The organism is Methanothrix sp., from assembly GCF_016706325.1.
GTDB lineage: Archaea > Halobacteriota > Methanosarcinia > Methanotrichales > Methanotrichaceae > Methanothrix.
Map to the genome: position 1 here is coordinate 494,899 of NZ_JADJJX010000001.1, position 22,313 is coordinate 517,211.

Below are 22,313 nucleotides of genomic sequence, written 5' to 3' on the forward strand. Positions count from 1 at the left end.
ACTCACCCCAGTATCTTCTCCTTTGCAGCCTCGAACTGGGCTACAATCTCATTCCCGGTGTGGCTCTTTATGTGCTCGCCCCGTATCCTCTCCTCATCGGGGAAGATCTCGGGGCTGTGAGGCACATCTACTCCCGCATCTACTACCCCTTTGATGGCGGCGTAGATCCGGTTTCCTTTGGTTGAGGCATGCAGTCCGATGTCTGCTATTCCCCCCTCTGCTCCCAGGGCCAGCATCCTCTTTCCGAAGAGCAGTCCCGTCAAGTATGCTGCAGGCAGATTGCCAACAGCAGAGGAGAAGCCGAAATCCCTCAGCTCGCGGGAGTTCACCGTCAGCAAGGTCTTGTCCCCCTCCAGCTCCGCTACCACCAGCTGAAGGGTGGTGCTGGCATTGCTCTTCCTGACTACAACTCTCGGTCTCTTGGATAACAGCAGCTTATATCTGATGTGATAGTCGGTCTTGCCCTCTTTTCTTCTGCGTAGAGGGACTTTATACCGCGGTCCGGTCGCCAAGTCACTCACTCCGGGCAAGGCCTTTGGCCTTTATGTAAGAGTTCATATGCGCTATACTCCTGTACTCTCCGCCCTTGGATTTACGATAGAGCAGGCGGTAAGAATGTCGGTCAATCTGGCCGGAATCACGCAGCTCCCTGAGCCTCTTTCGCAGAGCCCTGATCTTGGTCATCCACTGCTCCTTGCGTGGGCTGCGAGCGCCCTTGGCGCCTCTTCTGCGTCCAACCCCCTTGCAGTGGCCGTAGGCTCTCTTGGCATTCTTGGCCCTGATCCTTCCCCGGCTGTTGCCCTTCTTGGGCTTGGCCTTTATATTACCCTCTTGGATCTGGGCGCGGATATCCTCCCGGGTGATGGCATCGCCCAGGAGACCGGCTACCTCGGGATCGGGGTTGATCCAGACCCGGCTCTCGCCAATATTCAGCTCGGATGCTGCCAGCCTTCGCTGGGTGGTAAATCCTGACATATTCAGGCCCCTCCTTTGGGATTGAGGACCTTAAGCCCCATCCTCTCCGCCTCTGCCTGGATGTCCAGGCGCTTTTTCATCCCCACAGAGGAGGCAATGCGCACTGCACAGCCCTGAGCGGCTGCCAGTTCTGCCACGTTGTTGACCAGAACCTCAGCCAGCCCGCAGGGATGATGCCCTCGAACGGCCTTCGGGCTTCCGAACCCGGGTTTGACCAGCTTTCCCTTGGCAGCAATATGCTTTCTGAGCTTATTGTGCAGGCCGCGGGGCTTTCGCCAGCTTGTGCCAAGCTTCTTCTTTTTATGTGAATCATGAAAGTTGAACTCGGGCTTCTTGGACTTCTGCCTGGTTCTGACTCTTAGCAATCTCTCTGCCATCCGAATTCACCTCTTGTCTGTCAGATATATCCCATCCTGGAATACCCTGACATCGAAGCCATGCACCCGGGTCGCCTGTTCGATATTGGCCATGGTCTGGCCAACATTCTCTTTGTCGATGCCTGTAATCACGACTTCGTCTTTTTCCTACCTCGACCCGGGTTCCTGGCAGAACCCGAGCAGATCGGGGCTTTCTCTCGCCGAGGAAGTTGTTTATGATCAGCTCATCGGAAGCTACCTTGAGCTGGATGGGAAAGTGGGAGTACACGACCTTCATCCTGTACTCAAATCCATTTGTGACGCCGACAATCATATTGTTTATGTGAGAGGCCAGCGTTCCCACCATTGCCCTGTGGCGCTTGCGATCGACCCTGGAATTCACAACCACCTGAAGATCCTCTTTGCTGATCTCCAGGTCGGGATAAGAGAGTCTCCGGGACAGCTCGCCCTTCGGCCCCTTCACTGTGACGACATTCCTGTCCACAGAGACTGTAACTCCTTCCGGGATCTCTACCTGTCGCGCAATCTCTTTGACCATCAGACCACCTAATATACATATGCCAGGAGCTGCCCGCCCAGGGACTGAGCTCTGGCATCTGAGTGGGCCATGACCCCTTTGTTGGTGCTCAGTATCAGCACCCCGAAGTTCTTGGCGGGGAGGAACCTCTTCTCCCACTTCTCCATCTCTGTAGCCTTGGTGGAGAACCGCGGCTTGATGACACCACAGCGGTTGATTCTCCCCAGGAGCTTCACCCGGAACATTCCTGACTTTCCATCATCAATAAACTCAAACTCGCCGATGTATCCCCTATCCGCCATGACCTTCAGAGCCCTTCCTATGACCTTGGAGGCGGGATGGATGATGCATTCCGGCTTGCCTACGCTCTCCGCATTCTTTATTACGGACATCGCATCGGCCAGTGGATCCAATAACACTGCAACCACCTACGAATACTTTTCAAATCCCATTTCAGGGGCGATCTCTCGGAAGCACTGACGGCACAGGTAAATCCCGTACTTTCTCACCAGGCCGTTCTTGCGGCGGCAACGCTTGCAAACGTTTGCTCCCCTTCCATAGACCTTCTTGCCTTTCTTCATGCTGCCTCCAAGACCTCAACGCCAAACTTCTTCTTGACGAACTCCACTGTATCATCCTGGCTCAGCCTCTGTCTGGCCGGTAGCTTCTTTTTGGCTACCCTTCTCCGGGCTATCCTGTAGCCGGCCCTCTTCAGGGCCACGGAGATGTCCATGCCGAATATCCCAATCTCCGGGTCGTATCTCATGCCAGGAAAGTCGGTGTGCTCCTCGATGCCAAAGGAGAAGTTGCCCTGCTGATCGAACTGGCTCTTCCTCAGGCTATTGCCTGCCGCTTTGAGGGCAAGGAGCAGAAAGTCCTCTGCTGCTTTGCCCCTCAGGGTCAGCTTGGCGCCAATGGGCTCCTTCTTCTTTATATTGAACGTGGGCAGAGTCTTCTTGGCCATTGACCGGACGGGCTGCTGATTGGTGATCGCCTTCATGATCGTCTCGGCGTTCACCAGCCTCTGACCGCTCTCTCCTACCCCCACATGCACGACCACCTTGTCGATATGGGGTTCGAGCATCGCATTCATCTGGTTGCCCCCAGCTTGATGACCGGGCTTTCTGTTCCGATCATGTAGACATACCTCTCGATGGTCTCAAACTCCTCATCGCCCGATATTATAACTCGGTTGGGCTGAGAGCTCCTCACCTTGATTATATCCTTGATCTTCCCCATCTGGCCGCTGTGCTTCCCGCCCACGACCATGGCCAGGTTGCCGACCTTGAACTCGATCCTCTCATCGATATCCTTTTCCGGTATGGATAAAACCAGGGAGTCGCCCACCTTATACTCGCCTTCCGCCAGCTTATTCGAGCCATCGGAGAGGTTGAGCTGCTGCTTGCTGCCCTTCAGGATGGTCTTGTTCTCGATCCGGGCCAGCTTTCTCGCCTCTCCCGGCTCAAGAAGGCTCAGATAGAACATCCCCTTCTCATCCTTCAGCATCCTGTACTGCTGACCGAGGAGGGGCAGGCCTATGACATCGAATATCCCTACGGGGAGCTTGTGGTCCTTCTGGGCTTTGCCGTCCACCAGGACCTTGCCCTCATAAAGAACCGTCTTGGCCTCGCGGGCATTGTCCACCAGCTTCAGCATATCTCTGACCACCATCAAGAGAGGCATGCTCTCTGTAGATGAATGAGGGCCTGGTCTGCTCTTGGGGGCCCATACGCTTGTCTTTCTGGCTACTGGCCAGCTGACGGGGATGGTCAATCTTTTCGTATGCAGGCTCAAGCAGATCGCCTCTCGAATATCTTCTCCCTCTCAGCATCCTCAAGCTCCAGCTTGACGATTATCACATTAGAGGGATGAATGGTTCTGGGTACCTCTGTTCCATCAGCACGGTAGTTGCTCACTCCCGCCACCTTGATGGTACATCTCTTGATGTCCACATCCTCGACTGCACCCTCTGTTCCGGCATGATCTCCACGCACCACCCTGACTGTATCGCCCTTGCGTATCTGAGCATTGCGCTTTTTCAGCTCCTCCCGCAGGGCCCGGCTCAGGGGGGCGTGCATGTACTTTTGCCGCCTGTGCAGCGGTGCAGTGTACCTCTCTTTCCGCTGCTTTCTGGGCTGTTTTGTAATCATAGAATCATCACACAATTATGGATGCTGCAGAGGCGATCTTGCTGAACCTCTCCGCCACCTCTCGGGCTACAGGTCCCTTGACCTCTGAGCCCTTGGGTACGCCATCATCGTCCACTATGACGGCGGCATTATCCTCGAACTTCACCCTGAGGCCATCGGGCCTGCGATACTCCTTTCTCTGGCGGATGATGACAGCCTTGAGTATCTGTTTTCTCATCTCAGGAGTTCCCTTCTTGACAGAGACTATCACCATGTCCCCGATTCCTGCGCAGGGCTGTCTATTTTTCACGCCCCGGTAATTCTTTACCGAGATAACGCGTAGCATCCGCGCACCTGTATTGTCTACACAATCCAGGTATGCGCCAGCGTTGATCGTCCTTGGGATCTTGGCCTTCTGTCCTCTCATTTCAAGACCTCCACTACCACATAGGATTTTGTCTTGGAGAGGGGCCGACACTCAGCTATTTTGACACGATCTCCTGCCTTGGCTTCAAGGCATGGAGGATTGTGCGCATGGATCTTGGACTGCCTCTTCTCAAATCGTTCATACTTCGCTGCTTTCTTCTCAAACTTGCGCATAACTACCACGGTGTTATCCATCTTATCGCTGACCACAGTGCAGCTGAAGACCTGGCCGCGAACGGGAAGGGTACCGTGGAAGGGACACTTGGGATCGTCGCACTCTTTTTCCGGTGGTACTACGTCCAGTCCGATATCCCTCATAACTTCCACCTCGTCCTCTGCATTCTCTTGATTATTCTGTTCTCAGGCTGCGAGATCAAAACCGAGCCCGCGACCCTCACCCTCTGTCCGTCAGGCAGGGTGAAGGTCAGGCTGGCATTCTTTTTTGGAATGCGCAAGACCTTGCTCTCCGCCTCCAAAAGGAATGTGTTCCTGGTCTCGTCCACAATCCTTCCTCTGAGCCCAACGATACCTGGCTCGCTGCTCGACTCGACCAGAACATCCAGGCCGATAAGCTCGTGCCTCGCCAGGTTCGAGGGGATGAGTCTCACTCTCTTCGCTCCGCCTTGACCGTCTCGATCCGGGCTATCGTCCGGCGGATATCTTTGATCCTCCCCGGCTTCTCTGGAGCACCACCGGCAGTGACGACTCCTCTCTCGCGGATGAGCTCATTTTTGAGCTTATTGAGCTCCTCGGATATCTCTTCCGCATTCATGTTTCTGATCTCATCGATCTTGAATATCGCCATTTGAATCACTCTTCTCTGGTGTCAGGCGCGCTGCCGTCCCCCTCTTCTATAATGGGAGCCTCCTCTGCTGCATCCTGGGGCAGGGGTTGCTCCTCCAGGGGTTCAGGCATGACATTGGCCGCTTCAGGCTCCGGCTCCAGGAGCTGATCCAGCTCGCTCTTCTTCTCTTCTACGGGCGCTGGTGCTGGCGCCGGGGAAGGGGCCGGGACAGACGGTGGTGCCGGCTCTGTTACTGATGGAGGAGCCTCAATCTGGAAGTCGTCTGGCAGCCGGACATCAGGCGGGATGATCCTCACCTGGCAGCCTATAACTCCCAGCTTCTTCACCGCCACAGAGTAGCCACTATCCACGAGCTCAATGGCCGGTTTGCCGGAGTGCTTGATGTAGCCGGCGATGAACTTCTCTGTTCTGGAACGGGGACCGGTCAGCTTGCCGCTGATAACGATCTCGCAGCCAAGAGCCCCGGCATCCATAACCCTTCGCATCATGGACTGGCCCGCCTTGCGGAAATACCAGCCCCGCTCCAGGGATGAAGCCAGGCGGTTGGCCACCACTCTGCCGTTCAGATCGCCCCGGCCCACATCCTGCACATCAATCTGAGGATTGTCCAGGCGGAATCTGCGGTCCAGGTCCCGGGTTATCTTGCGGATAAGTTTGCCTCCTTTGCCTATTACCATCCCCGGCTTCTCTGCATAGACGGTGATCTGAGTCCCCATGGGGGTGCGGTTCATCTGCATGCCGCCATATCCCGCCCTCTCCAGCTCTTTTGCCAGAAACTCATTGACCAGGGCCTTGGTTATGCCCTCGGCCACGAACTTCTTCTCAACGGACATCAGCTCTTCACCTCGGTCAAGACCATCTCCACGCTCACCGTCTGAGTGTTCTTGGGAGTGGCTCTTCCCATAGCCCGGGGCATCCAGCCCTGAATGGTTCTGCCCTTGAGGGTGCCGGCATGGTAGATCCTCAATTTATCAGGCTCCATGCCCTTGTACTCGCCATTGGCGATGGCATTATCCAGAACCTTCAGCACCTCTCTCGCTGCCTTCTCAGGGTACCGGCCTGCATCCCAGCCCACTAAGCCGCGCTTATGGGCCACATTCTTATTGTATCTTCTGAAGGGAACAGGCCTTCTCAATGCGATCACATCCTCCAGATAGGCACGGGCCAGGTTGGCCCTCATGCCTCTTAGCGCTCTGCAGATCTCGCGGGCATGCTTAGGTGAGATGTGAAGCTCCATCCCCATGGCCCTTGATGAGCGTCCTGCAGGCGTAAGCGAATAGTTCAATCTGCCCAATCTCACACCTCACTTCAGCGGCACATACTTGCTTGATCTGGTAGCGCCCACCCCTGCGGCTCCGTGCTGGACGCGACCGCGCGTCATAGAGAACTCACCGAAGAAGTGCCCGACCATCTCGGGAATGACCTCTACCCTCTCAAAGCTCTTGCCGTTATAGATCTCGATCCTCTTGCCCACCATATCAGGGAGGATAATCATATTCCGGATATGGGTTCGGACTGAGTCTTTATTCTTCAGGTTAGCCAGGAGCTTCTTGTTCTCCTTGGCAATTCCTCTCTTGATCGATCTGCGCTGCCGCGCTGGAAACAGCCCGGCAAGCTCCTCTATGCTCAACTTGGCGAGGTCGGCCATCTTCCGACCCCGATACAAGAACTCTTCCTTCCTTTTTGGAAGCTTGGATCCTGCTTTCTTAGCCAAAATAATCACCTAGCGCTTACCGGTTCTCCGTGCAGCGATTGATCCCACCTTTCTGCCAGGGGATGTGTTCCTGCTCACCGTCTTTGGCCTGCCAGGATGCTGCCATCCGCCGCCGCCGAAGGGATGGTCGACTGCATTCATTGCCACGCCCCTGACCACAGGCCATTTCTTGGGCTTGGATTGGAACTTATAGAAGCTCTTGCCTGCCTTGACCAGGGGTTTGTCCAGGCGGCCGCCCCCGGCCACCACACCAATGGTTGCCATGCACTTCGGGTTGAGCCACTTCATCTCCCCGCTGGGGAGCTGGACCACTGTCTTGCCCACATCATGAGCCACGAGGATGGCACAGACCCCAGAGGAACGGGCGAACTGGCCTCCATGCCCGGGCTGCGACTCGACATTGCAGATCGGTATGCCTTCAGGTATCTCCGACAGGGGGAGGGTATTTCCAGGCTCGATCGGTGCAGATATGCCGCAGGCTATCTCCTGGCCGATATAGACCCCCTCGGGCACCAGGATATATCTCATCTCGCCGCTGTTCAAGGCCACCAGGGCCACGGGAGCAGTTCGAGCTGGATCTCTCATAATATCCTGCACGATGCCCTTGACGGTCTCGTCATGGTCTCTTTTCAGGTGTTTGATTTCTGCTCTATACCGGTGAGAAGGTGCCCTGTACCTGGGACCTCCTGCGCCTCTATTCTGCGATATGATTCGATGTCCCATTGTATTCCACCTACAGCAGCCCTAGTCTAGTGGCCAATTCGTTCGCGCTGCCCTCTTTGGCCAGCTTAACTACTGCCTTCTTCTCTCCCCGGGAGGTGATCATGGTCCTGACTGCCAGGACATTGATATCATAAAGATCCTCCAGGGCCTTCTTGATCTGAGGCTTGGTGGCATCGATGTTCACCAGGAACTCCAGGGTGTCGTCGGCATCGATCATGCTGGTGACCTTTTCAGTAACATAAGGGCTCTTGATAATCATTGATTTGCCTCCGGGGAGCCTCTCTCAGCCAGCCTCTCCAGGGACGACTCCGTCCAGATGGTGAGTCTGCCGGCTTTGGTTCCAGGGGCGAGCAGCTCAGCGTTCAGCCTATCCACAGTGACGAAGTCGACACCGGGAAGATTACGGGCTGCCTTTCCCAGACCTGCATCGTTTCCAGCGACGATGAGCAGGCTCTTTCTGCCTTTATACTTCCTTCCTCGCAGCTTTCCCTTGCCGGCGCGGATATGTCTTCCGGCTTTGGCCCTGAGGACATCATCCCAAAGGCCTGCTGCCACCAGGAACTTGATGATATCAGAGGTCTTGTTGAGGGACTCAAGATCATTCTTGGCCACCACCGGCAGCTCGCGGGAGAACCTGTGGCCCCGGGCCTCGACCAGAGCGGCAGATGCCGTAGCGGCAATGGCCGAGCGGATGGCTTTTCTTCTCTCCTTTCGGTTGACCTTCTCTTTGTAGACGGCATTTGGCTGTGGTGCATGCGACCGCCGGCCACCCACGGCCATGGGAATACCTGCAGCTCTCCTGCTATTCTTAAGCCTGGGAACCCTGGAGGTGCCATGCCCCGTGCCCCAGGATACAGCAGAGGTGTTCATGCCAGCATAAAAGTGAGGTCCGTAAGCCTGAAGTCTGTTGGCCTGGGCTGCGAGGACAGTCCTCTTGATGATGTCCGGGCGGTACTCCTCCTGGAAGACCGCTGGCAGCTCGACCTCGCCTGCTGCATTTCCCGATAGATCAATTACATTGGCCTTCATTCTCTAGACCCCCTGTTGGGATTGCTGGCTCACATGGAGCAGCTCGGGAGCTTTCACGAAGTTCTTTCCTGGCCTTATAGCATGTCTCATCCGCACCAGCCTCTTGACTGGGCCGGGGACGCTCCCCTTGATCAGGATGTACTGATTTCTGACCACACCATAGCCGGGGAATCCTCCCTCCGGGGTGATCTTCGATCCGTCGGCTCCAATGAACATCAGCCTCTTGTTATATTCTGTCCTCTGCTGGTAGCCCATCTGACCAAGCTGGGGAACGCGCCAGCTTATATGGGATGGATTCCAGGGACCCAGGTTGCCCACATGGCGGAGCTTGCCCGTCCTGGCGTGCTTTCTCTTGGCCAGGGCGATTCCCCAGCGCTTGACCGGTCCCTGGGTGCCCTTGCCCTTGGTGATGGCAGAGGTGTCCACCAGGTCCCCCAGCTCAAAGACGCTGGAGACCGGGATCTGCTGGCCGAGAAGAGACTGGGCATAAGAGAGCCTGTCGCTCATTGAGCCGCCATTGATTGGCATCTCCATGATCTCAGGAGCCTTCTTGGGAATCCCGGATACAAGTGAGGGATTGGTGTGCACCAGAACGCGGACATCGGCGATCTCCTCGCCCAGAGCGGCCAGATCTCCAGGAGCAGTCCCGCGGGTCTTCTTGGGAATGGTCATCGTCCGGGAGAGCTCAGGGCCCAGGTTCTCTGCCCAGAGCTCGCCTGCTGGTCTCAGGCCGCCATTATAGCTCTCGTAGGCGCGCACGGCCACCACATTCATGGGAGGAACCTCAAGAACGGTAACGGGCGTGCTGATCTCCATGCCCTCGGTGAGGCTGCGTGGTTGGTCATCTATCATCATGACATGGGTCATGCCTGCTTTATAGCCGGCGAAGCCTGCTATCCTGGCCTTCTCCTTCTCAGGCCAGCTTCTGATCCTGGGGACCTCGCTCTTGGCCCTCTTTCTCGGGCTGTAGGCCAGCGAACCTCTTCTAGGTCGGTGTATTTTTGCCATTTAGTCCTCCAAACTCACCAGGTTGAGAAGGGCGAGGGTGGCGAAGATTGCTTCCTCCACTCGGACGGTCTCAGTTCCCTGATGAGGGATGGTGTTGAACATTTCATACCTTTTCATTGACTCTTCACTCAAGAACGCATCTACGCCTCGTGCCGGTGAGCCGAAGGCCACCACAAGGTCGCGCTTTTGGCCCGACCGGCCCAGATTCAAGAGTACCTGGGGCGTCGCCGGCTGGCCATCTCTGGAGGCGAGAACGATTCGGGCATCTTTCAGTGATGCCAGGTAGCTCTCCAGGCTATCCACTACCTCGATCTCATAACCCCAGTAATGGGGAATATCCTTCTGTTCCACAGGCTCAGCGGCGAGCGGTTCCTGCGAAAAGATTCTGACGCTCAGGCGCTGCCCTACCGGTAACTCTTCTCCGGTGCGTAGGGGAATTGGGCGATTGATTCCTATTTCCACCCAGGCGCCACCATCAGATCCGACGCTTTCAACGACTGCTCCGACTCGATACTCGCCAATCTTGAGCGATTCTGATCTTGAGTTGATGGGGTGATGGGCTGTGCGCAGCGGGGGCAGCATTCCCACATGACGGAGCTCCTCCCGGCGGGGGATGAGCATCTTTCTCAGATATTGAGGGGTTTCCATGTAGCGCAGAACAAGGGATATGAACCGGGAATCATTGAACTCAGGGTCCCGGTAGATCACTATCCTGCTCACGCGGAAGACTGCTGCTGCCCTTGCGATCTGGCCAACTTTGAGGGTGTTGACACGCATATCCCTGCTCTCCATAGTGAGAGAGGACGGGATAAGGATGGCTCTCTCGCAGCGTCCAGTCATCGGGTTTTCCTTCCTCACAAGAGAGTAGGTATATAAAAAGGTTTGGAAGGGAGAGAACTGGCGGGGAGTCGACTACAGATAACGGATTTTAACCACAAAGAGGACAAAGAGCAGAAAAGACTGGCAAAGGTCAATCCCGATTTCTCGAAGGCCTCTTAAAAAAAGAGTCATGTGTTCTGTATCATTGTGATGAGGCCCAAGCCTGCAGATCTCATAATAAAGCATCTGCCTCCCGTGGGAAAGGCACAAGGAGACCATCTCCCATCGCCTTCACCCTGGCTGGGACTTGGGCCTTCGCACTCATGGACTCTCTAATATCCCTTGGACTCTCTAATATCCCTCCTCCCGAAGGAGATGATCCAGCTTCTCTGTGCAGTTCCAGGTTAAGATGAGCTGAGCCAGGCCAATGGCATTGACATACTCCTCCCTTCTGTCGCTTATCATGCCATCCGTCCCCAGCGCCTCGCCCAGCCTTCTCTCCAGCTCAGATATCATGGACTGATGAATCTCCCCATCCATGGTCATGATCCCCACCCTCTTTCCGTAGTAGTCGTCCCTCTGGAACTCAATGGAGAACTCATGCTCTGAGCGGCGCAGTATCTTGGAGAGATCTATGTTCATTCCCACCTCCGGGACGGGATGCTCCAGGATCTTCATGATCAGCCTCACTGAATAGCAGTCGGGGGCGGTGGACTCTGAATCAAGGAGCGAGGGATGAAAGCGGGTTTCCTGAATCTTGATCACAATCTCGGCATAGATCTTCTGAATGTCCACATAGAGCTTGTAGTCCGGCTCGCGCTGCAGAATCTCTGCCATCACTGCAGCCGCCTCATAGCCCCGCTCCCCCACATCCCTCCTGATCTTCCAGAGCCTTTTCACCGACCGGGAAGGGTCCACGAATATCTTGAAGTCGATCTGCCTTCTCAGCCGCTCAGTATAGAGGGGATGGAGGCCTTCTACGATGATCACCGGCGCCGGGCCGAAGGGCACCGTCCCTGCGATCTCCCCTGTGCGGTGGTCGTAGACTGGTTTGTCTATCCTCTCATTGCCCCGCAGGGCCTCCAGATGCTCTGCCAGGAGGTCGAACTGATTGGCCTCCGGATGGAGGGGGGTGATGCCCCTCTCCTTTCTCTGCCTTCTGTCCAGGGAATGATAATCGTCCATGGAGAAGGTGGCCACCATATCCTCCCCCAGGATCCTTCTGATGCCTCGAGAGATGGTGGTCTTGCCCGAGCCGCTGTCACCTGCTATGCCAAAAACGAATACCCGTCCCGATTCCCTGATTCTGTCCTTGAGCGATCTCATGAGAGCTGCAATCCTCCAGAATGCAATCAAGACGGGAATAGAAGAATGTATGCCTCAAAAAAGCTCACTTGCTCTGCTTCTCCGCCACCAGATCCTCAAAGTCCCGCGTTTCATCGATATCCTCAAGCTCCCTCTTCTCGATGAGGGCGGTCTCCTCTACGCACTCCAGCTTGGTCTCCCCATCCACTATCACCACCGACTTGGTGCGGGCGACGGAGGAGAGGCTGCTCATCAGCCGGGCCTTCTTGACTATGCTCTGAGAGAACTTGCCCACCCCGGTCAGGACCACCAGTTTTCCTTCCCTGGTTATGGCATTGAATGGCGCCTGGGTGGTGGGAACCACCTCAAAGCCGATCTCCAGGAGCAGCCGGAGGATGTTGTCCGTCACCGGACCCCTCACCTCTATCTTCTCTGCTCCCACCGCTTCCGTCTGGAAGGGGTCCACCGGCTCGATAAGCTCCTCATTGAAGATCTCCTCCAGCCTCAGAGCCACATCCACTGAGGTGTCCATATCCTCTACCTCGTACTTGCTGATGGTACGGCGGGAGACGCCAAGCTCTGCAGCCAGAGCTCCCAGGGATATCCCTCGCGCCAGCCGGATCTGCCTCATGCGCTCCCCATCGATGCGCACATAAAGCCCCCCATGCGCCGCATAGACCAGGGGCAAGACCCCCTCCAGAAGGCAGTCCGCCAGGGTGAAGAGGCTGAGGGTGGGAATGCCGTAGCGGAAGTAGACCGCCCCCTTCTCCAGGTACTGATCGCGGGTCTTCTCCCCCACCAGTATGGGGCTGGCTAAGAGGTGCCTGGCCAGACGCCTGATCTCCAAGGCTGTGCGCTCATTCAGGCCATCGATATTGGAGAGGATCTTCAAGAACAGGAACTGATCTCCTCTTCTGGCTGCCAGATCGAAGCTCCTGGGACGGAGATAGCAGCGCTCAGAGGTGGAGAACCCTGCCTCTCTCAAGACCTCCTCCACATGCGCAGCGAGAAGCTCCTTATCCATCATTATATATGTCCGTTTGACCGCTATTTAAGCTTGACCATGTTCATTGGAATAGATGATACCGATTCTGAGAGGGGCCTGTGCACCACCTATCTGGCTGCAGTGCTCATGGAGAGGCTCGCTCCTTGGGGAGAGATATGTGGACTGCCCAGGCTCATCCGCCTCAACCCCTGTGTCCGTTATAAGACACGGGGCAATGCCGCCCTCACCTTCTCACTGGACAGCGAGCAGCCGGATATGGTGAAGAGAGTAGCATTACAGACGCTTCTTGAGCTCTCCGACCTCTCCGGAGCCAATACCAATCCCGGCCTGGTGATAGCGGAGGAGGTGACGGAGAGGATGAAGGCCTTCTACTGCTCTGCAGTCAGGGAGATACTCAGCATAGACGCCGCCCGCTCCCTTCTGGATGAAGAGGGGATATGGTACCGGGGCTTCAAGAAGGGAAGGGGCCTTATCGGTGCTCTGGCTGCCGTGGGGGCGGAGCTGCCCGACTGGACCTATGAGCTGATCGCCTACCGCCAGCCCAGCAGATGGGGCACGCCCCGGTTCATAGATCATTCCACAGTGTGGGAGGCGGACAGGCTCACCTATCCCCTGACCTGGGATACTGTGGACCATCACAACGGGAGAGTGGTCTTCGCCCCTCATTCCGCCGATCCCGTCCTCTTCGGCATAAGGGGCTCAGATCCCACTGCCATCAAAAGGGCATTTGAGGCCATAAGATCAGAGCCTGTGGATAGATATGTGCTCTACCAGACCAACCAGGGGACAGATGCTCATATCCTCCCCGGAGAGATAGGCAGGATTTCAGAGAACCAGAGCTATCGGCTGCATGGATTTGTCGCCGGGCCGGCCAGGGTGATCCCTGGAGGGCATCTGTTCTTCACCCTTGAGAAGGGGGGAGGAGGATTGAGTGAAGAAGGGCTGGAGGGAGAATCTCCGGATGGAAAATGGCATAATGAAAAAGGGCCAAATGGAGAAGAATTGAATGAGAAATGGCTGGATGGAGAAAGGCGCAATGAAGAAAGGCACAATGGAGAAAGGCTGGATGGCGGAGGGGTGAAGAGAGGAAGAAGGATAGAGTGCGCCGCCTTCGAGCCCACCAAGAACTTTCGCGACATTATAAAAAAGCTCAGGAGAGGAGACGAGCTGGAGGTCTACGGCTCGGTGCGGGACGGGACAATGAACCTGGAGAAGATCAACATCCTCCACCTTGCTCCGGATAGGGTGAAAGCAGCCCCATTATGCCCCCAATGCCACAGGAGGATGAAGTCAGCAGGCAAGGATCAGGGCTATCGCTGCCGCCTCTGCAAGAGCAGATCATCCTCCCCTGCAATAGAGGATCGGCCCCGTGATCTGGAGAGGGGTTACTATGAGGTGCCCCCCTGCGCTCGCCGGCATCTATCCCTGCCATTGATTCGCCTGAACCGAACGGATATATGCCTTCACCCCAGCCGCTAGATTCGATAGCTGGCTTGAGATCTATTGGAGGAAAAAAGAATTGATGGTGGCCTGCAGACCGGCCAGAAAGGCAGGCCTGCTGGCTGGCCCAGAGATCACCAAAGCATCAAAGCGGGATGCTCTATTTCTTGAAGGCGCCTTCCAGGGGTGGGACGACCTGCTTTTTCCTGGAGAGAACCTTCTCCTTGTAGATGGAGTTGTTCTGGATCTTGCCATCGAAGGCCTTCTCAAAGCCTGCCGCAGCCTGGGCACTTCCCACGAAGAGAAGGTCGCTGGCTTCTTTCATCACATCGGTGAGCATCAGAACGATCATATCCAGTCCCTCGGCATCCTTCATCTTGTTCATCTCATCCAGGATTGCCGCCCTCTTCGGCTCCAGGTCTTTCAGGTCCATGACCTCGATCTGGCCCACGCCGGACTTTATGCCCGAGAAGTCGAACTTCTTGAAGTCGCCCATGAGGATATCCTTGGCCGACTTGGAGGAGACATCGCTCTTGGCCTTTAAAAGCTCCATGCCAAACTCCATCGGATCGACACCGGCAATCTTAGACAGCTTCTCTACAGTCTCCTTGTCGCGAGGGGTGCAGGTGGGCGACTTGAAGAGGACGGTGTCAGAGAGGATAGCGGACATCATCAGACCGGCCATCTCCTTGCTGATCGGCACATTGTTCTTCTCGTACAGGCTCGCGATGATGCCACCTGTCGCGCCCACAGGCTCATTGAGGAAGAATATGGGCTTTCCGGTGGCAATGCCGCCTATCTTATGGTGGTCCACGATCTCTACGATGTTCTCTGGATTCAGACCATCCACAGCCTGATCCATCTCATTATGATCCACCAGGATAACCTTTTTGTCTGTGGCATCGGTGAGCTTTTCCGGATAGGGAACCTTGAAGTAGTCCAGCAGGAACTTGGTCTCGGCATTGATGTCCCCTGCGGCAGCAGGCACAGCCTCTTTAATTCCCAGGGCATTCTTCAGATTGGCATAGGTTATGGCAGATGTCACAGAATCGGTATCGGGACTCTTGTGTCCGATCACATAGATCTTGTCGGTCAAACGAAGCACCTCAGCATTATTGATGTTCAACATCAACTTAAAGCTTACTGGCAACATAAGAGACCCCCTCAACCGATTAATATACAGTATATAGACGCGATTGCGATCAATGTATCATATATAGACAGCTTTATTAATCAGGAATGCATTCTATCCTTGTCCCCTGAAGAGCAGGCATGAGCTTAGAATGTTGTTCTGCTGTGATTGCCGGCGCAGGATGGGGACTACAGGCCGCGTTGATAGGTCCTTATGGTAGGATACTGACTACTGTCTACCTGTGACCATGAGACAACCCAAATGCGGTACAGACGCCCGTTGCGAGGGTTGCTGGCCTGACTGCGGATACCCAGCGGATGAGGTGCCAGAGTTAGTATCGGGCGACAATTTAATTATCATTCTGATCTGTACAGAGATCGTGAACGGTCAACTCATCACCCTGGAGGGGATCGATGGCTCGGGAAAGAGCACAGCAATCAGCCATATCGCTGCCAGGCTGAGGGAGCTTCTGCCCAATAGAAGGCTGCTCATCACCGCCGAGCCTTCTGACAGCGCCGCTGGGAAGGCACTGCGCTCAGAGATATTGAAAGAGCCGGCTGAGGGGCTCTCTTCCGCCAGGCATATGGAGGAGCTATTCCTCTTCATGGCAGACCATGCCCGCCATCTGGCCGATACCATAATACCCTCCTTGGAGGAGGGAGCCATAGTCTTATGCGATCGTTATGCTGACTCCACTGCCGCCTATCAGGGGGTGACTCTGATCGGAATTGTCCCCGACCCCGTGGCCTGGATCAGAGAGATCTACCGGCCATGGAACCTCTGCCCGAACAGGACACTTCTTCTTCTTTTAGATCCCCAGCTATCTGTGCAGAGAATCAGCACCCGTTCGGAGAGAGAGAAGTTCGAGAGGCTGGAGTTTCTGCGCCAGGTGGACAGGAACTTTCGCCGCCTGGCAGACCTGGAGCCGGAGCGTTTTGTGAGCATAGATGCCAGCCTTAGGGAAGAGGAAGTAGCAGAGAGGGCTTTATCCTCCATTCTGGATATACTGTCCTAGTGCTGCTCTGCAATGCCCCATCACTGCTCAAATACTGCCCGGCACTGCACAAACGCTGCTCCGCCCCTTGCACACCCTTGCACAAGGAGAACGAAACCGGGGAAGGTCATCTGCAAGCCCTCACCTGCCCCCCCGGCTGGCCAGGGCGATCTTGATCAGCCTCTCAGCCCAGGCCAGCTTCTTTCTCTTGCGGGGAGTTACGCTCTGGTCCTCAAAGTCAAAGCCTACCAGCTCAATTGAGAGGGCCCCAAGCTCTGAGGCCAGAAATACAGATCTATCTCCATCTGTGAATCCTCCGAAGTTGTACAGCCCCTCCGGAGGGCGGCATTGGCAGGTGCCAATGACATTCTCCAACTGGGGGACATATCTGCAGAGGGCATCCAGATTGTCTCCATGAGCATGAACCACGATGATCGCCCCCTTCTGGCAGGCCTCCTGAATGGCAGGAAAGGGTCCGTCCAGATCCGAGACCAGGATATCAGGGACTATCCCTCTTCTCAAGAGGACCTCTGCCGCACCGTCGGCTGCGATCCGGGCGGCATCCTTCTCGGGAAGCACATCCAGCTCAAGATCCAAAGAGGGCGCATTGCCATAGATCACTGCATCTCTTCCCCGCACCCGCCGCTCTGCCCTGGCCAGGCAATCGATCCGGCCTTGCAGTAGGCCTGCCAAGAGCAAAGCCCCCTCTTCATCCCTGGCTGAGGAGAAGCCGAAGTCCTCTAAAAGCTGATGATAGATTGGCTCCCATGCCGCGAACTGCATAAAGAGAGCTATTCATGACAGGATTATAATGCCTTCTGCTGACAGGCCACCTGGAGCCAGAGGAGAGCATCCTTGGGCGCAGATTAACTGTCCAAAAAAAGGAGAAAGAATGGGAGGCAGGCTCCCTTATTCAGTAGACTCTTGGGAACTGGGCCTGGGTTGGCGCCTTGAAGCAGGTGCAATCGAATACGCCAGTCGCAGACTTTAGTGCCTTCTTGTCCATGGCATTCATGGACTCAAAGCCGCCAAAGCAGCATGGCAGCCAGTCTTCAGACTTCTGAACCAGATGGTAGGGCACCTCAAGGGTCATATTCTTCTCGATGTGGTAGGTTCCCCAGTAGTCCTCATCGATCTCTATGGCCGGGTTCCTCCAGGCTGATTTCATGTTGGAGATTCCAAAGGTCACGTCCACATAATTATCGCCGACATAAGTATCTGCGGCTTGCAGCACTCCAATGTGGGCCTTGCCATCGGTTACATCCTCATTTATGGTCATCTGAGTATAGGCATTGCCTACCGTCTCAGGATCGTAGGTGTAGTTGTACAGATCCTTGGCGACTACATTCAATTCTTTATCCAGGGCGTGGGCATACTCGACCTCATGATGCATGCTGGTGCCTGAGAGATGGTTCTTTACCCAGGTCTTCTCCTTGAGCAGGGAGCTGTAGTCCAGGGGGTTCGCTGCATAGTACCCGTTCCCGACAGCGATCCTCATGGGTGCATAGACCATGGAGACATCCTCCTTGAACTCGATGCAGTTCATGGTGTAGTCATTGTAGTCGGAGTATGTATTGTGGGTCATCTTGTCCAGATCCTGCAGGGTCAAGAGAGCCTCGCTGTTCAATGAACCACTGCCATGAGCATAGTTCTTGACGGCGGAATTTCCTGCCCGGGCATAGATATAGGTCATGAAATAACCATTGCCCTGCACACTCTGCTCGAAGTTAAAGGTGGTGTTCTTCTCCACATATGCATTGGGGTATTTGAGTGTCGCTATATCATCTTCTGTCTCTAAGGATAGCGAAATCCCGGTAAAAATGATCAAAATCATTGCTGCCGACGATGCTAATATAGCCTTATTCAGATCAATCCCTCCATCTAAGCGAATATCGCTATTTTCTTTAAAGTGATCCTTTTTTTCTTTAGGTCAACTCACCTATTTTAATCTGTTGATCGCTTTATACAAATACGATATGGATTTTCCCTTTACGGCGAGCATATTATCATTATATTTGCAAGGTTTTTATGAAATTCTTCGAGCGCACTTTCAGCAATCCATGCAGTCAGGCCGCATACATGACATACTAGAAAGCACTAACAAGTGATATCATCGATCATTACTGTAAAAATGGACCCCATGCATTCGTTTTTCATGATGATCCTCTGTGACCCGCCCATAACCATGTAATTAGCCAATAATCCATTAGACAACTAATCAATTCGCCTATTAATCAATTCTTTAATTAATCAATTAGCGAATTAATCAATCGGCCCGTCGATCAATTGGCCCGTCGATCAATTGGCCCGTCGATCAAATAACTTGTTAATCCATTCTCATGTAGTCAATTAGAAAGCATTTCCCTCGCTGATCTTGGCCTGCGAGCGACCAGGCATTCTACTGAATCCTTCCCGCCCCACAGACATACCAAAAGGTTAATACGTAAAGGATTTCTCGATAGTAACAGTATGCTTGCTCCTATTGATCTTATGGAAGGGCCATTTTTTGACAAGACCGCTTGCCTTAATCAATTGAGCGCTGGAATGCAGCTCAAATGAGAACTAAGCAACAGATCTGGCAGTCCATTTGGTCAGTGAAATGAGCATATAAAAAACCCATACGTACCGCGTCACATAGAAGTGCTTCGCCACCCTGGCGAAGAATTCCCGGGTTTTGTGGCTCCGGAGCGGGGCCAAACCCCAGCCGAGGGCTGGAACAGGAGGATAAACGGGGGATGCTGGCAGAACTAGAAGATAAGAGAGGCAAACTCAGGCAGGAGTCCCTTGCCTTTAAGGACAGACGCAGCCAACTGAACGCTGAGGCGAGCAAGTGGGCCGCCAAGAGAAATGAGCTCAACCACGCCACAAAAGAGCTGATCGACAAAGCACAAGAGCTCAAGAAGCTGCGGGATGAGAACAATAAGAATGTGGCTGAATCCAAAAGGCTGAGGGATGAGTTCAACGAGAAGACCAATCAGCTCTATGCCAGGATAGATGATATCCGCAAGAAGTACAACCTTACCGGCGATCGTTCCATCAGAGACTTGCGCCGGGAGATAGATCACCTTGAGTTTCGGCAGCAGACTGAGGTCTTGAGCCCGGATAAAGAGAAACAGTTGGTTGATAAGATCGCCTCCCTGCATGCAGAGTTCAAGGGCCGCAAGGAGCAGCTAGAGAAGAACGAGGAGCTGAGAAAGCTGCTGGACGAGGCTCAGGCATTGAGGGACGAGGCATCAAACCACCATGATGAAGTCACAAGGTATGCAGAGCTGGCCCAGGAATACCATGATCAGATGATCACCACCTTCAAGGAGGCTGATCAGACCCGTGCGGAGGCTGATGCTGCCCACAAGGAGTTTGTAAAGGCTCAGGAGGCCGCAGACGAGCAGCACAAGGAGTTCATCCGCACTCAGCGCGAGGTTCGCGACTTCGAGAAGGTCATCATGGGCTTGAAGAAGAAGAATAAGGATATCAAAGAGGATCGCGCCAAAGAGGTTGCCAAGCGCGAAGCAGAGGAGATCCTCACTCACTTCCGGCAGGGCGAGAAGCTGAACACAGCAGATCTGCTGAGGCTGCAGCGCGCCGGCCTGGTCTGAAAAACTGGTCTGGAAGCCTGATCTAGAAGCCTGGTCTGATACGCTCGAATTTCCAACTAACTGGGCAGAGAGAACTGCCCTTCTCAGATTTTAGCATATTCAGTCTCACTTCAGTGTGGAGCTCTTCTCTTTTCCACAGGTAACCGATTTGCAGGACCGTAAGCTTTTAGAGCATCTGATCTGATTTTGCCACGGATGAATGAAATCCGGCTTCTCTTCGGACGGCCTGCCATCACCGATAAGAGTGGACTCATTTCGGCGATAAGGGATCTGCAACTTCAATACGGCTGTATTATTCAGGCCCTGGATGCGGATAAGGTGGTAAGCACCAGACATCTTCTCTTTGCCACAGAAAAGGCATTGTCAGCCTTCTCCCAGAAGAGGAACATCGCTAAGGATGCCGGCCTGGAGATATTGAGATATGCCTCCGGCGAGAGGCAGATTGAAAAGGCCTTTGGTATGGGGGTATCAGATAGGACGGAGCGCATAGCCCTGATCCTTGCCCGCTGGGGCAAAGAGTGCTCCTGGCCGGATGAAGGGGAGCTGGCCCGGCTCTTGAGGCCGGATGAACTTGGCTGCTCCTGCCGATATGAAGCAGTGAAAGAGACTTTTAATATCTCCTCTGCAGAGATTGAGGCCGTGGGCGAGGACAGGTTAGAGGATCTGGTTATCGAGAGAGTGGCCCTGGCGGATACATACCGCTGAACTGTCAAGAGAAAGGATGAGTTCCACAATGAAAGAAGAGTTCTACACCCAGAAGCGATGGCTAAACTGGATGAACAAGGTGAAGGAGAGCAACTTCAAGCTCACAGAGTCGGATGACAAGAGCTCGGGGGCGGTCTTCATCTACATAATGGATGACGTTGTCTTGGCCTGTCTGAAGGTGATAGCCCGCTCGGAAAGGGAGATCATAAGCACTGAAGAGGCCCTGGCTGAGATCGAAGCCATCCGTTCCATAGTCTTCAATGATCACGAATCCCTGGGGGAGGATGCCGATCTGATGATAGAGTCCTTGAAAACCTCCCTGGAGGCGGTCTTCGTCTCCAGCCAGCGCTATATCACTGGAAGCTTCGACCGGGAGAGCCCGATTGAGAGGTTGGTGGCAATGGCAATGGCGGCGGAGGATGAGGGAGATCTGGATGAGGCCTTCAATCTGCTCAGCCAGGTTGGGGCGAGGGTGATCGGCGGGGAGAGCATCCCGGAGATAGGCGAGCTGCCCTACTGCATGACTGCTGAGCTGATGGACGGCATTGATGCCATATCCGCAGCCATGATCGGTGAGGATAGCTATAAGAACGAGGATGGATCGGAGGATAGCGAGGAGAACGACTAGGCCCCAGGACGCAACTCATCCATCTTCTGCTCAGCCTCTCCTTTAAAAACCCTCTTTAGAGTGGTCTGGTTGTGACCTCAGACCCATCCTCCTGAATTATAACTGTGTGCTCCGCCTGGGATACCAGTGCCCCTTCGACCTCCCACAGGACGGGGTATCCATGTACTGCGCCGCTGCGCAGAAGCTGCATCAATGCATATTCCGCCCTCTCCCCTTTCAGCCACCGTCTGGCGAAGGGAAGTGTCTTGTAGCTCTCCATTATCTCCTTCATCAGAGCTCTGGCCGCAGGAAGCCTCTGGGGCCGGGGGCTGGAGAAACCATATATCTCAGTGACGGGAGCCTCGCTGACTCTGCCTGAGCCATTGGTGGCGAAGGGCTCGATGGCGATCACATCCCCCTCCTTGAGCGTCACCCCCTTGTCCACCCTCCTGTTAGGCACTGCTGGCTGATCATGAGCGATATAGCGGGAGAGCCCGTGCCCGGTCAGATTGTAGACCGGCCGGTAGCCGTATCCAGTTATGGCCTCCTCGATCACCCTGCCAATATCGGCAGTGCTCACCCCCGGCCCGACCAGCTCCAAGGCGGCATCAAGGCCCGCCCGGGAGGCGAGGACCAGCTCCTCATGGCCGCTAAGGTCGATGGTGATGGCGGCATCGGCTATGTAGCCGTCCACATGCACGCCCACATCCAGCTTCACCATATTCTCGGCAAAGAGGCTCTCATCCTTTGGGGAGGGGGTATAATGAGCTGCACAGCGATCAAGGGATATATTGCAGGGAAATGCGGGCTGGCCGCCCTTTGACCGTATCGCCTCCTCAACGAACTCGGCCACCTCCAGCAGGGGCACCCCCACATCCACCCTCGGCCTCGTCTCTTCCAGCACCTGGGCCAAAATACGCCCGGCCTTGCGGTAATTTTCCAGAATTTCTGCGTCCATCATCATCAGCAATCATCAGCAAGTGGCAGATCAGCTATAAATCCTCTC

General features: G+C 54.8%; 31 protein-coding genes and 1 pseudogene. 5 read left to right on the top strand and 27 right to left on the bottom strand.

Going from position 1 to position 22,313, the window contains the following annotated elements; all coding sequences use genetic code 11:
• Nucleotides 1-2: 2 nt before the first annotated feature.
• From IPI63_RS02510 to IPI63_RS02625, 23 genes and pseudogenes are all read right to left on the bottom strand, one after another.
• Nucleotides 3-512 (bottom strand): 50S ribosomal protein L18, encoded by a 510-nt coding sequence (locus IPI63_RS02510; protein WP_348528453.1) that lies wholly within the window; start codon nucleotides 510-512, stop codon nucleotides 3-5.
• A 1-nt stretch (nucleotide 513) separates the two neighbouring features.
• Nucleotides 514-975: a 50S ribosomal protein L19e gene (locus IPI63_RS02515; protein ID WP_214064297.1), complete on the bottom strand. Its 462-nt coding sequence runs from the start codon at nucleotides 973-975 to the stop codon at nucleotides 514-516.
• Between the two features lie 2 nt (nucleotides 976-977).
• On the bottom strand, nucleotides 978-1,352 hold the full coding sequence (locus IPI63_RS02520; RefSeq protein WP_214064298.1) for a 50S ribosomal protein L32e: 375 nt from the start codon (nucleotides 1,350-1,352) through the stop codon (nucleotides 978-980).
• Between the two features lie 6 nt (nucleotides 1,353-1,358).
• Nucleotides 1,359-1,890, bottom strand: a pseudogene (locus tag IPI63_RS12840) (50S ribosomal protein L6).
• Between the two features lie 8 nt (nucleotides 1,891-1,898).
• Nucleotides 1,899-2,288 carry a 30S ribosomal protein S8 gene (locus tag IPI63_RS02535; protein WP_013720120.1) on the bottom strand — a complete coding sequence of 130 codons (390 nt, stop codon included), beginning with the start codon at nucleotides 2,286-2,288 and terminating at the stop codon, nucleotides 1,899-1,901.
• A gap of 9 nt (nucleotides 2,289-2,297) precedes the next feature.
• The gene (locus IPI63_RS02540; RefSeq protein ID WP_214064300.1) at nucleotides 2,298-2,450 is read right to left on the bottom strand and encodes a 30S ribosomal protein S14; all 153 of its coding nucleotides are present in this window, start codon (nucleotides 2,448-2,450) and stop codon (nucleotides 2,298-2,300) included.
• Nucleotides 2,447-2,953 (bottom strand): 50S ribosomal protein L5, encoded by a 507-nt coding sequence (locus tag IPI63_RS02545; protein WP_366850847.1) that lies wholly within the window; start codon nucleotides 2,951-2,953, stop codon nucleotides 2,447-2,449. Before IPI63_RS02545 ends, IPI63_RS02540 begins: the two co-directional genes overlap by 4 nt.
• 5 nt (nucleotides 2,954-2,958) lie before the next feature.
• The gene (locus IPI63_RS02550; RefSeq protein WP_292476449.1) at nucleotides 2,959-3,663 is read right to left on the bottom strand and encodes a 30S ribosomal protein S4e; all 705 of its coding nucleotides are present in this window, start codon (nucleotides 3,661-3,663) and stop codon (nucleotides 2,959-2,961) included.
• Nucleotides 3,660-4,019: a 50S ribosomal protein L24 gene (rplX, locus tag IPI63_RS02555; protein WP_214064302.1), complete on the bottom strand. Its 360-nt coding sequence runs from the start codon at nucleotides 4,017-4,019 to the stop codon at nucleotides 3,660-3,662. Before rplX ends, IPI63_RS02550 begins: the two co-directional genes overlap by 4 nt.
• A 7-nt stretch (nucleotides 4,020-4,026) precedes the next feature.
• Nucleotides 4,027-4,425: a 50S ribosomal protein L14 gene (gene rpl14p, locus IPI63_RS02560; RefSeq protein WP_292476451.1), complete on the bottom strand. Its 399-nt coding sequence runs from the start codon at nucleotides 4,423-4,425 to the stop codon at nucleotides 4,027-4,029.
• Nucleotides 4,422-4,742, bottom strand: a complete 321-nt coding sequence (locus IPI63_RS02565) for a 30S ribosomal protein S17 (RefSeq protein ID WP_214064304.1) — start codon at nucleotides 4,740-4,742, stop codon at nucleotides 4,422-4,424. The genes rpl14p and IPI63_RS02565 overlap by 4 nt, the downstream gene beginning before the upstream one ends.
• Nucleotides 4,739-5,032 (bottom strand): ribonuclease P protein component 1, encoded by a 294-nt coding sequence (locus tag IPI63_RS02570; protein WP_214064305.1) that lies wholly within the window; start codon nucleotides 5,030-5,032, stop codon nucleotides 4,739-4,741. Before IPI63_RS02570 ends, IPI63_RS02565 begins: the two co-directional genes overlap by 4 nt.
• Entirely contained in the window at nucleotides 5,029-5,229 is a 201-nt protein-coding gene (gene rpmC, locus IPI63_RS02575) for a 50S ribosomal protein L29 (RefSeq protein WP_214064306.1), read from the bottom strand. Before rpmC ends, IPI63_RS02570 begins: the two co-directional genes overlap by 4 nt.
• A gap of 5 nt (nucleotides 5,230-5,234) precedes the next feature.
• A complete protein-coding gene (locus IPI63_RS02580) occupies nucleotides 5,235-6,062 on the bottom strand; it encodes a 30S ribosomal protein S3 (protein WP_292476454.1) in 828 nt (275 codons plus the stop codon).
• A complete protein-coding gene (locus IPI63_RS02585) occupies nucleotides 6,062-6,523 on the bottom strand; it encodes a 50S ribosomal protein L22 (RefSeq protein ID WP_214064308.1) in 462 nt (153 codons plus the stop codon). The genes IPI63_RS02580 and IPI63_RS02585 overlap by 1 nt, the downstream gene beginning before the upstream one ends.
• Before the next feature lie 9 nt (nucleotides 6,524-6,532).
• The gene (locus tag IPI63_RS02590; protein ID WP_366850473.1) at nucleotides 6,533-6,943 is read right to left on the bottom strand and encodes a 30S ribosomal protein S19; all 411 of its coding nucleotides are present in this window, start codon (nucleotides 6,941-6,943) and stop codon (nucleotides 6,533-6,535) included.
• Nucleotides 6,944-6,952: 9 nt separating this feature from the next.
• The gene (locus tag IPI63_RS02595; protein WP_214064310.1) at nucleotides 6,953-7,666 is read right to left on the bottom strand and encodes a 50S ribosomal protein L2; all 714 of its coding nucleotides are present in this window, start codon (nucleotides 7,664-7,666) and stop codon (nucleotides 6,953-6,955) included.
• 10 nt (nucleotides 7,667-7,676) lie between these two features.
• Nucleotides 7,677-7,925: a 50S ribosomal protein L23 gene (locus IPI63_RS02600; protein ID WP_292476459.1), complete on the bottom strand. Its 249-nt coding sequence runs from the start codon at nucleotides 7,923-7,925 to the stop codon at nucleotides 7,677-7,679.
• Nucleotides 7,922-8,695 carry a 50S ribosomal protein L4 gene (gene rpl4p, locus IPI63_RS02605; RefSeq protein ID WP_292476460.1) on the bottom strand — a complete coding sequence of 258 codons (774 nt, stop codon included), beginning with the start codon at nucleotides 8,693-8,695 and terminating at the stop codon, nucleotides 7,922-7,924. Before rpl4p ends, IPI63_RS02600 begins: the two co-directional genes overlap by 4 nt.
• A 3-nt stretch (nucleotides 8,696-8,698) precedes the next feature.
• Nucleotides 8,699-9,703 carry a 50S ribosomal protein L3 gene (locus IPI63_RS02610; protein WP_292476461.1) on the bottom strand — a complete coding sequence of 335 codons (1,005 nt, stop codon included), beginning with the start codon at nucleotides 9,701-9,703 and terminating at the stop codon, nucleotides 8,699-8,701.
• Complete coding sequence (locus IPI63_RS02615; protein ID WP_292476463.1) at nucleotides 9,704-10,543, bottom strand: putative RNA uridine N3 methyltransferase; 840 nt, start codon at nucleotides 10,541-10,543, stop codon at nucleotides 9,704-9,706.
• Nucleotides 10,544-10,873: 330 nt separating this feature from the next.
• Nucleotides 10,874-11,848: a phosphoribulokinase gene (locus IPI63_RS02620; RefSeq protein WP_214064315.1), complete on the bottom strand. Its 975-nt coding sequence runs from the start codon at nucleotides 11,846-11,848 to the stop codon at nucleotides 10,874-10,876.
• Between the two features lie 64 nt (nucleotides 11,849-11,912).
• The gene (locus IPI63_RS02625; RefSeq protein ID WP_366850849.1) at nucleotides 11,913-12,851 is read right to left on the bottom strand and encodes a transcriptional regulator; all 939 of its coding nucleotides are present in this window, start codon (nucleotides 12,849-12,851) and stop codon (nucleotides 11,913-11,915) included.
• 39 nt (nucleotides 12,852-12,890) lie between these two features.
• Here IPI63_RS02625 and IPI63_RS02630 point away from each other — a divergent pair, with 39 nt between their 5' ends.
• Nucleotides 12,891-14,312, top strand: a complete 1,422-nt coding sequence (locus IPI63_RS02630; RefSeq protein ID WP_292478184.1) for a tRNA(Ile)(2)-agmatinylcytidine synthase — start codon at nucleotides 12,891-12,893, stop codon at nucleotides 14,310-14,312.
• 121 nt (nucleotides 14,313-14,433) lie between these two features.
• On the opposite strand, the gene IPI63_RS02635 is transcribed toward IPI63_RS02630, so the two are convergent.
• Complete coding sequence (locus IPI63_RS02635; protein ID WP_292476466.1) at nucleotides 14,434-15,402, bottom strand: manganese-dependent inorganic pyrophosphatase; 969 nt, start codon at nucleotides 15,400-15,402, stop codon at nucleotides 14,434-14,436.
• A gap of 382 nt (nucleotides 15,403-15,784) precedes the next feature.
• Between IPI63_RS02635 and tmk the strand changes: the two genes are divergently transcribed.
• Nucleotides 15,785-16,420, top strand: coding sequence for a dTMP kinase (gene tmk, locus IPI63_RS02640; RefSeq protein WP_292476468.1), 636 nt, complete (start codon nucleotides 15,785-15,787; stop codon nucleotides 16,418-16,420).
• Nucleotides 16,421-16,540: 120 nt separating this feature from the next.
• Here tmk and IPI63_RS02645 read toward each other — a convergent pair whose 3' ends face one another.
• Nucleotides 16,541-17,182 carry a 6-hydroxymethylpterin diphosphokinase MptE-like protein gene (locus tag IPI63_RS02645; protein ID WP_292476469.1) on the bottom strand — a complete coding sequence of 214 codons (642 nt, stop codon included), beginning with the start codon at nucleotides 17,180-17,182 and terminating at the stop codon, nucleotides 16,541-16,543.
• Nucleotides 17,183-17,312: 130 nt separating this feature from the next.
• Nucleotides 17,313-18,233 carry a hypothetical protein gene (locus tag IPI63_RS02650; protein ID WP_214066103.1) on the bottom strand — a complete coding sequence of 307 codons (921 nt, stop codon included), beginning with the start codon at nucleotides 18,231-18,233 and terminating at the stop codon, nucleotides 17,313-17,315.
• A gap of 901 nt (nucleotides 18,234-19,134) precedes the next feature.
• Here IPI63_RS02650 and IPI63_RS02655 point away from each other — a divergent pair.
• The 3 genes from IPI63_RS02655 to IPI63_RS02665 all read left to right on the top strand — a co-directional run bounded on the left by IPI63_RS02655 (nucleotide 19,135) and on the right by IPI63_RS02665 (nucleotide 21,328).
• Entirely contained in the window at nucleotides 19,135-19,995 is an 861-nt protein-coding gene (locus tag IPI63_RS02655; protein ID WP_214066102.1) for a coiled-coil protein, read from the top strand.
• 195 nt (nucleotides 19,996-20,190) lie between these two features.
• Entirely contained in the window at nucleotides 20,191-20,700 is a 510-nt protein-coding gene (gene cgi121, locus IPI63_RS02660; protein WP_214066101.1) for a KEOPS complex subunit Cgi121, read from the top strand.
• Nucleotides 20,701-20,728: 28 nt separating this feature from the next.
• On the top strand, nucleotides 20,729-21,328 hold the full coding sequence (locus IPI63_RS02665) for a DUF2150 family protein (protein ID WP_292476471.1): 600 nt from the start codon (nucleotides 20,729-20,731) through the stop codon (nucleotides 21,326-21,328).
• Between the two features lie 55 nt (nucleotides 21,329-21,383).
• On the opposite strand, the gene map is transcribed toward IPI63_RS02665, so the two are convergent.
• Nucleotides 21,384-22,265, bottom strand: a complete 882-nt coding sequence (map, locus tag IPI63_RS02670) for a type II methionyl aminopeptidase (RefSeq protein WP_214066106.1) — start codon at nucleotides 22,263-22,265, stop codon at nucleotides 21,384-21,386.
• Nucleotides 22,266-22,313: the final 48 nt, after the last annotated feature.

Coding starts and splice junctions, on each gene's coding strand:
- IPI63_RS02650 (WP_214066103.1), bottom strand. CDS start 18,233: ATGATTTTGATCATTTTTACCGGGATTTCGCTATCCTTAGAGACAGAA.
- IPI63_RS02625 (WP_366850849.1), bottom strand. CDS start 12,851: ATGGATAAGGAGCTTCTCGCTGCGCATGTGGAGGAGGTCTTGAGAGAG.
- IPI63_RS02630 (WP_292478184.1), top strand. CDS start 12,891: ATGTTCATTGGAATAGATGATACCGATTCTGAGAGGGGCCTGTGCACC.
- IPI63_RS02515 (WP_214064297.1), bottom strand. CDS start 975: ATGTCAGGATTTACCACCCAGCGAAGGCTGGCAGCATCCGAGCTGAAT.
- IPI63_RS02540 (WP_214064300.1), bottom strand. CDS start 2,450: ATGAAGAAAGGCAAGAAGGTCTATGGAAGGGGAGCAAACGTTTGCAAG.
- IPI63_RS02665 (WP_292476471.1), top strand. CDS start 20,729: ATGAAAGAAGAGTTCTACACCCAGAAGCGATGGCTAAACTGGATGAAC.
- rpl14p (WP_292476451.1), bottom strand. CDS start 4,425: ATGAGAGGACAGAAGGCCAAGATCCCAAGGACGATCAACGCTGGCGCA.
- IPI63_RS02565 (WP_214064304.1), bottom strand. CDS start 4,742: ATGAGGGATATCGGACTGGACGTAGTACCACCGGAAAAAGAGTGCGAC.
- IPI63_RS02610 (WP_292476461.1), bottom strand. CDS start 9,703: ATGGCAAAAATACACCGACCTAGAAGAGGTTCGCTGGCCTACAGCCCG.
- IPI63_RS02600 (WP_292476459.1), bottom strand. CDS start 7,925: ATGATTATCAAGAGCCCTTATGTTACTGAAAAGGTCACCAGCATGATC.
- IPI63_RS02545 (WP_366850847.1), bottom strand. CDS start 2,953: ATGCTCGAACCCCATATCGACAAGGTGGTCGTGCATGTGGGGGTAGGA.
- rpmC (WP_214064306.1), bottom strand. CDS start 5,229: ATGGCGATATTCAAGATCGATGAGATCAGAAACATGAATGCGGAAGAG.
- rplX (WP_214064302.1), bottom strand. CDS start 4,019: ATGATTACAAAACAGCCCAGAAAGCAGCGGAAAGAGAGGTACACTGCA.
- IPI63_RS02615 (WP_292476463.1), bottom strand. CDS start 10,543: ATGACTGGACGCTGCGAGAGAGCCATCCTTATCCCGTCCTCTCTCACT.
- IPI63_RS02620 (WP_214064315.1), bottom strand. CDS start 11,848: ATGAGATCGCTCAAGGACAGAATCAGGGAATCGGGACGGGTATTCGTT.
- IPI63_RS02595 (WP_214064310.1), bottom strand. CDS start 7,666: ATGGGACATCGAATCATATCGCAGAATAGAGGCGCAGGAGGTCCCAGG.
- cgi121 (WP_214066101.1), top strand. CDS start 20,191: ATGAATGAAATCCGGCTTCTCTTCGGACGGCCTGCCATCACCGATAAG.
- rpl4p (WP_292476460.1), bottom strand. CDS start 8,695: ATGAAGGCCAATGTAATTGATCTATCGGGAAATGCAGCAGGCGAGGTC.
- IPI63_RS02635 (WP_292476466.1), bottom strand. CDS start 15,402: ATGTTGAACATCAATAATGCTGAGGTGCTTCGTTTGACCGACAAGATC.
- IPI63_RS02645 (WP_292476469.1), bottom strand. CDS start 17,182: ATGCAGTTCGCGGCATGGGAGCCAATCTATCATCAGCTTTTAGAGGAC.
- IPI63_RS02655 (WP_214066102.1), top strand. CDS start 19,135: ATGCTGGCAGAACTAGAAGATAAGAGAGGCAAACTCAGGCAGGAGTCC.
- IPI63_RS02520 (WP_214064298.1), bottom strand. CDS start 1,352: ATGGCAGAGAGATTGCTAAGAGTCAGAACCAGGCAGAAGTCCAAGAAG.
- map (WP_214066106.1), bottom strand. CDS start 22,265: ATGGACGCAGAAATTCTGGAAAATTACCGCAAGGCCGGGCGTATTTTG.
- IPI63_RS02580 (WP_292476454.1), bottom strand. CDS start 6,062: ATGTCCGTTGAGAAGAAGTTCGTGGCCGAGGGCATAACCAAGGCCCTG.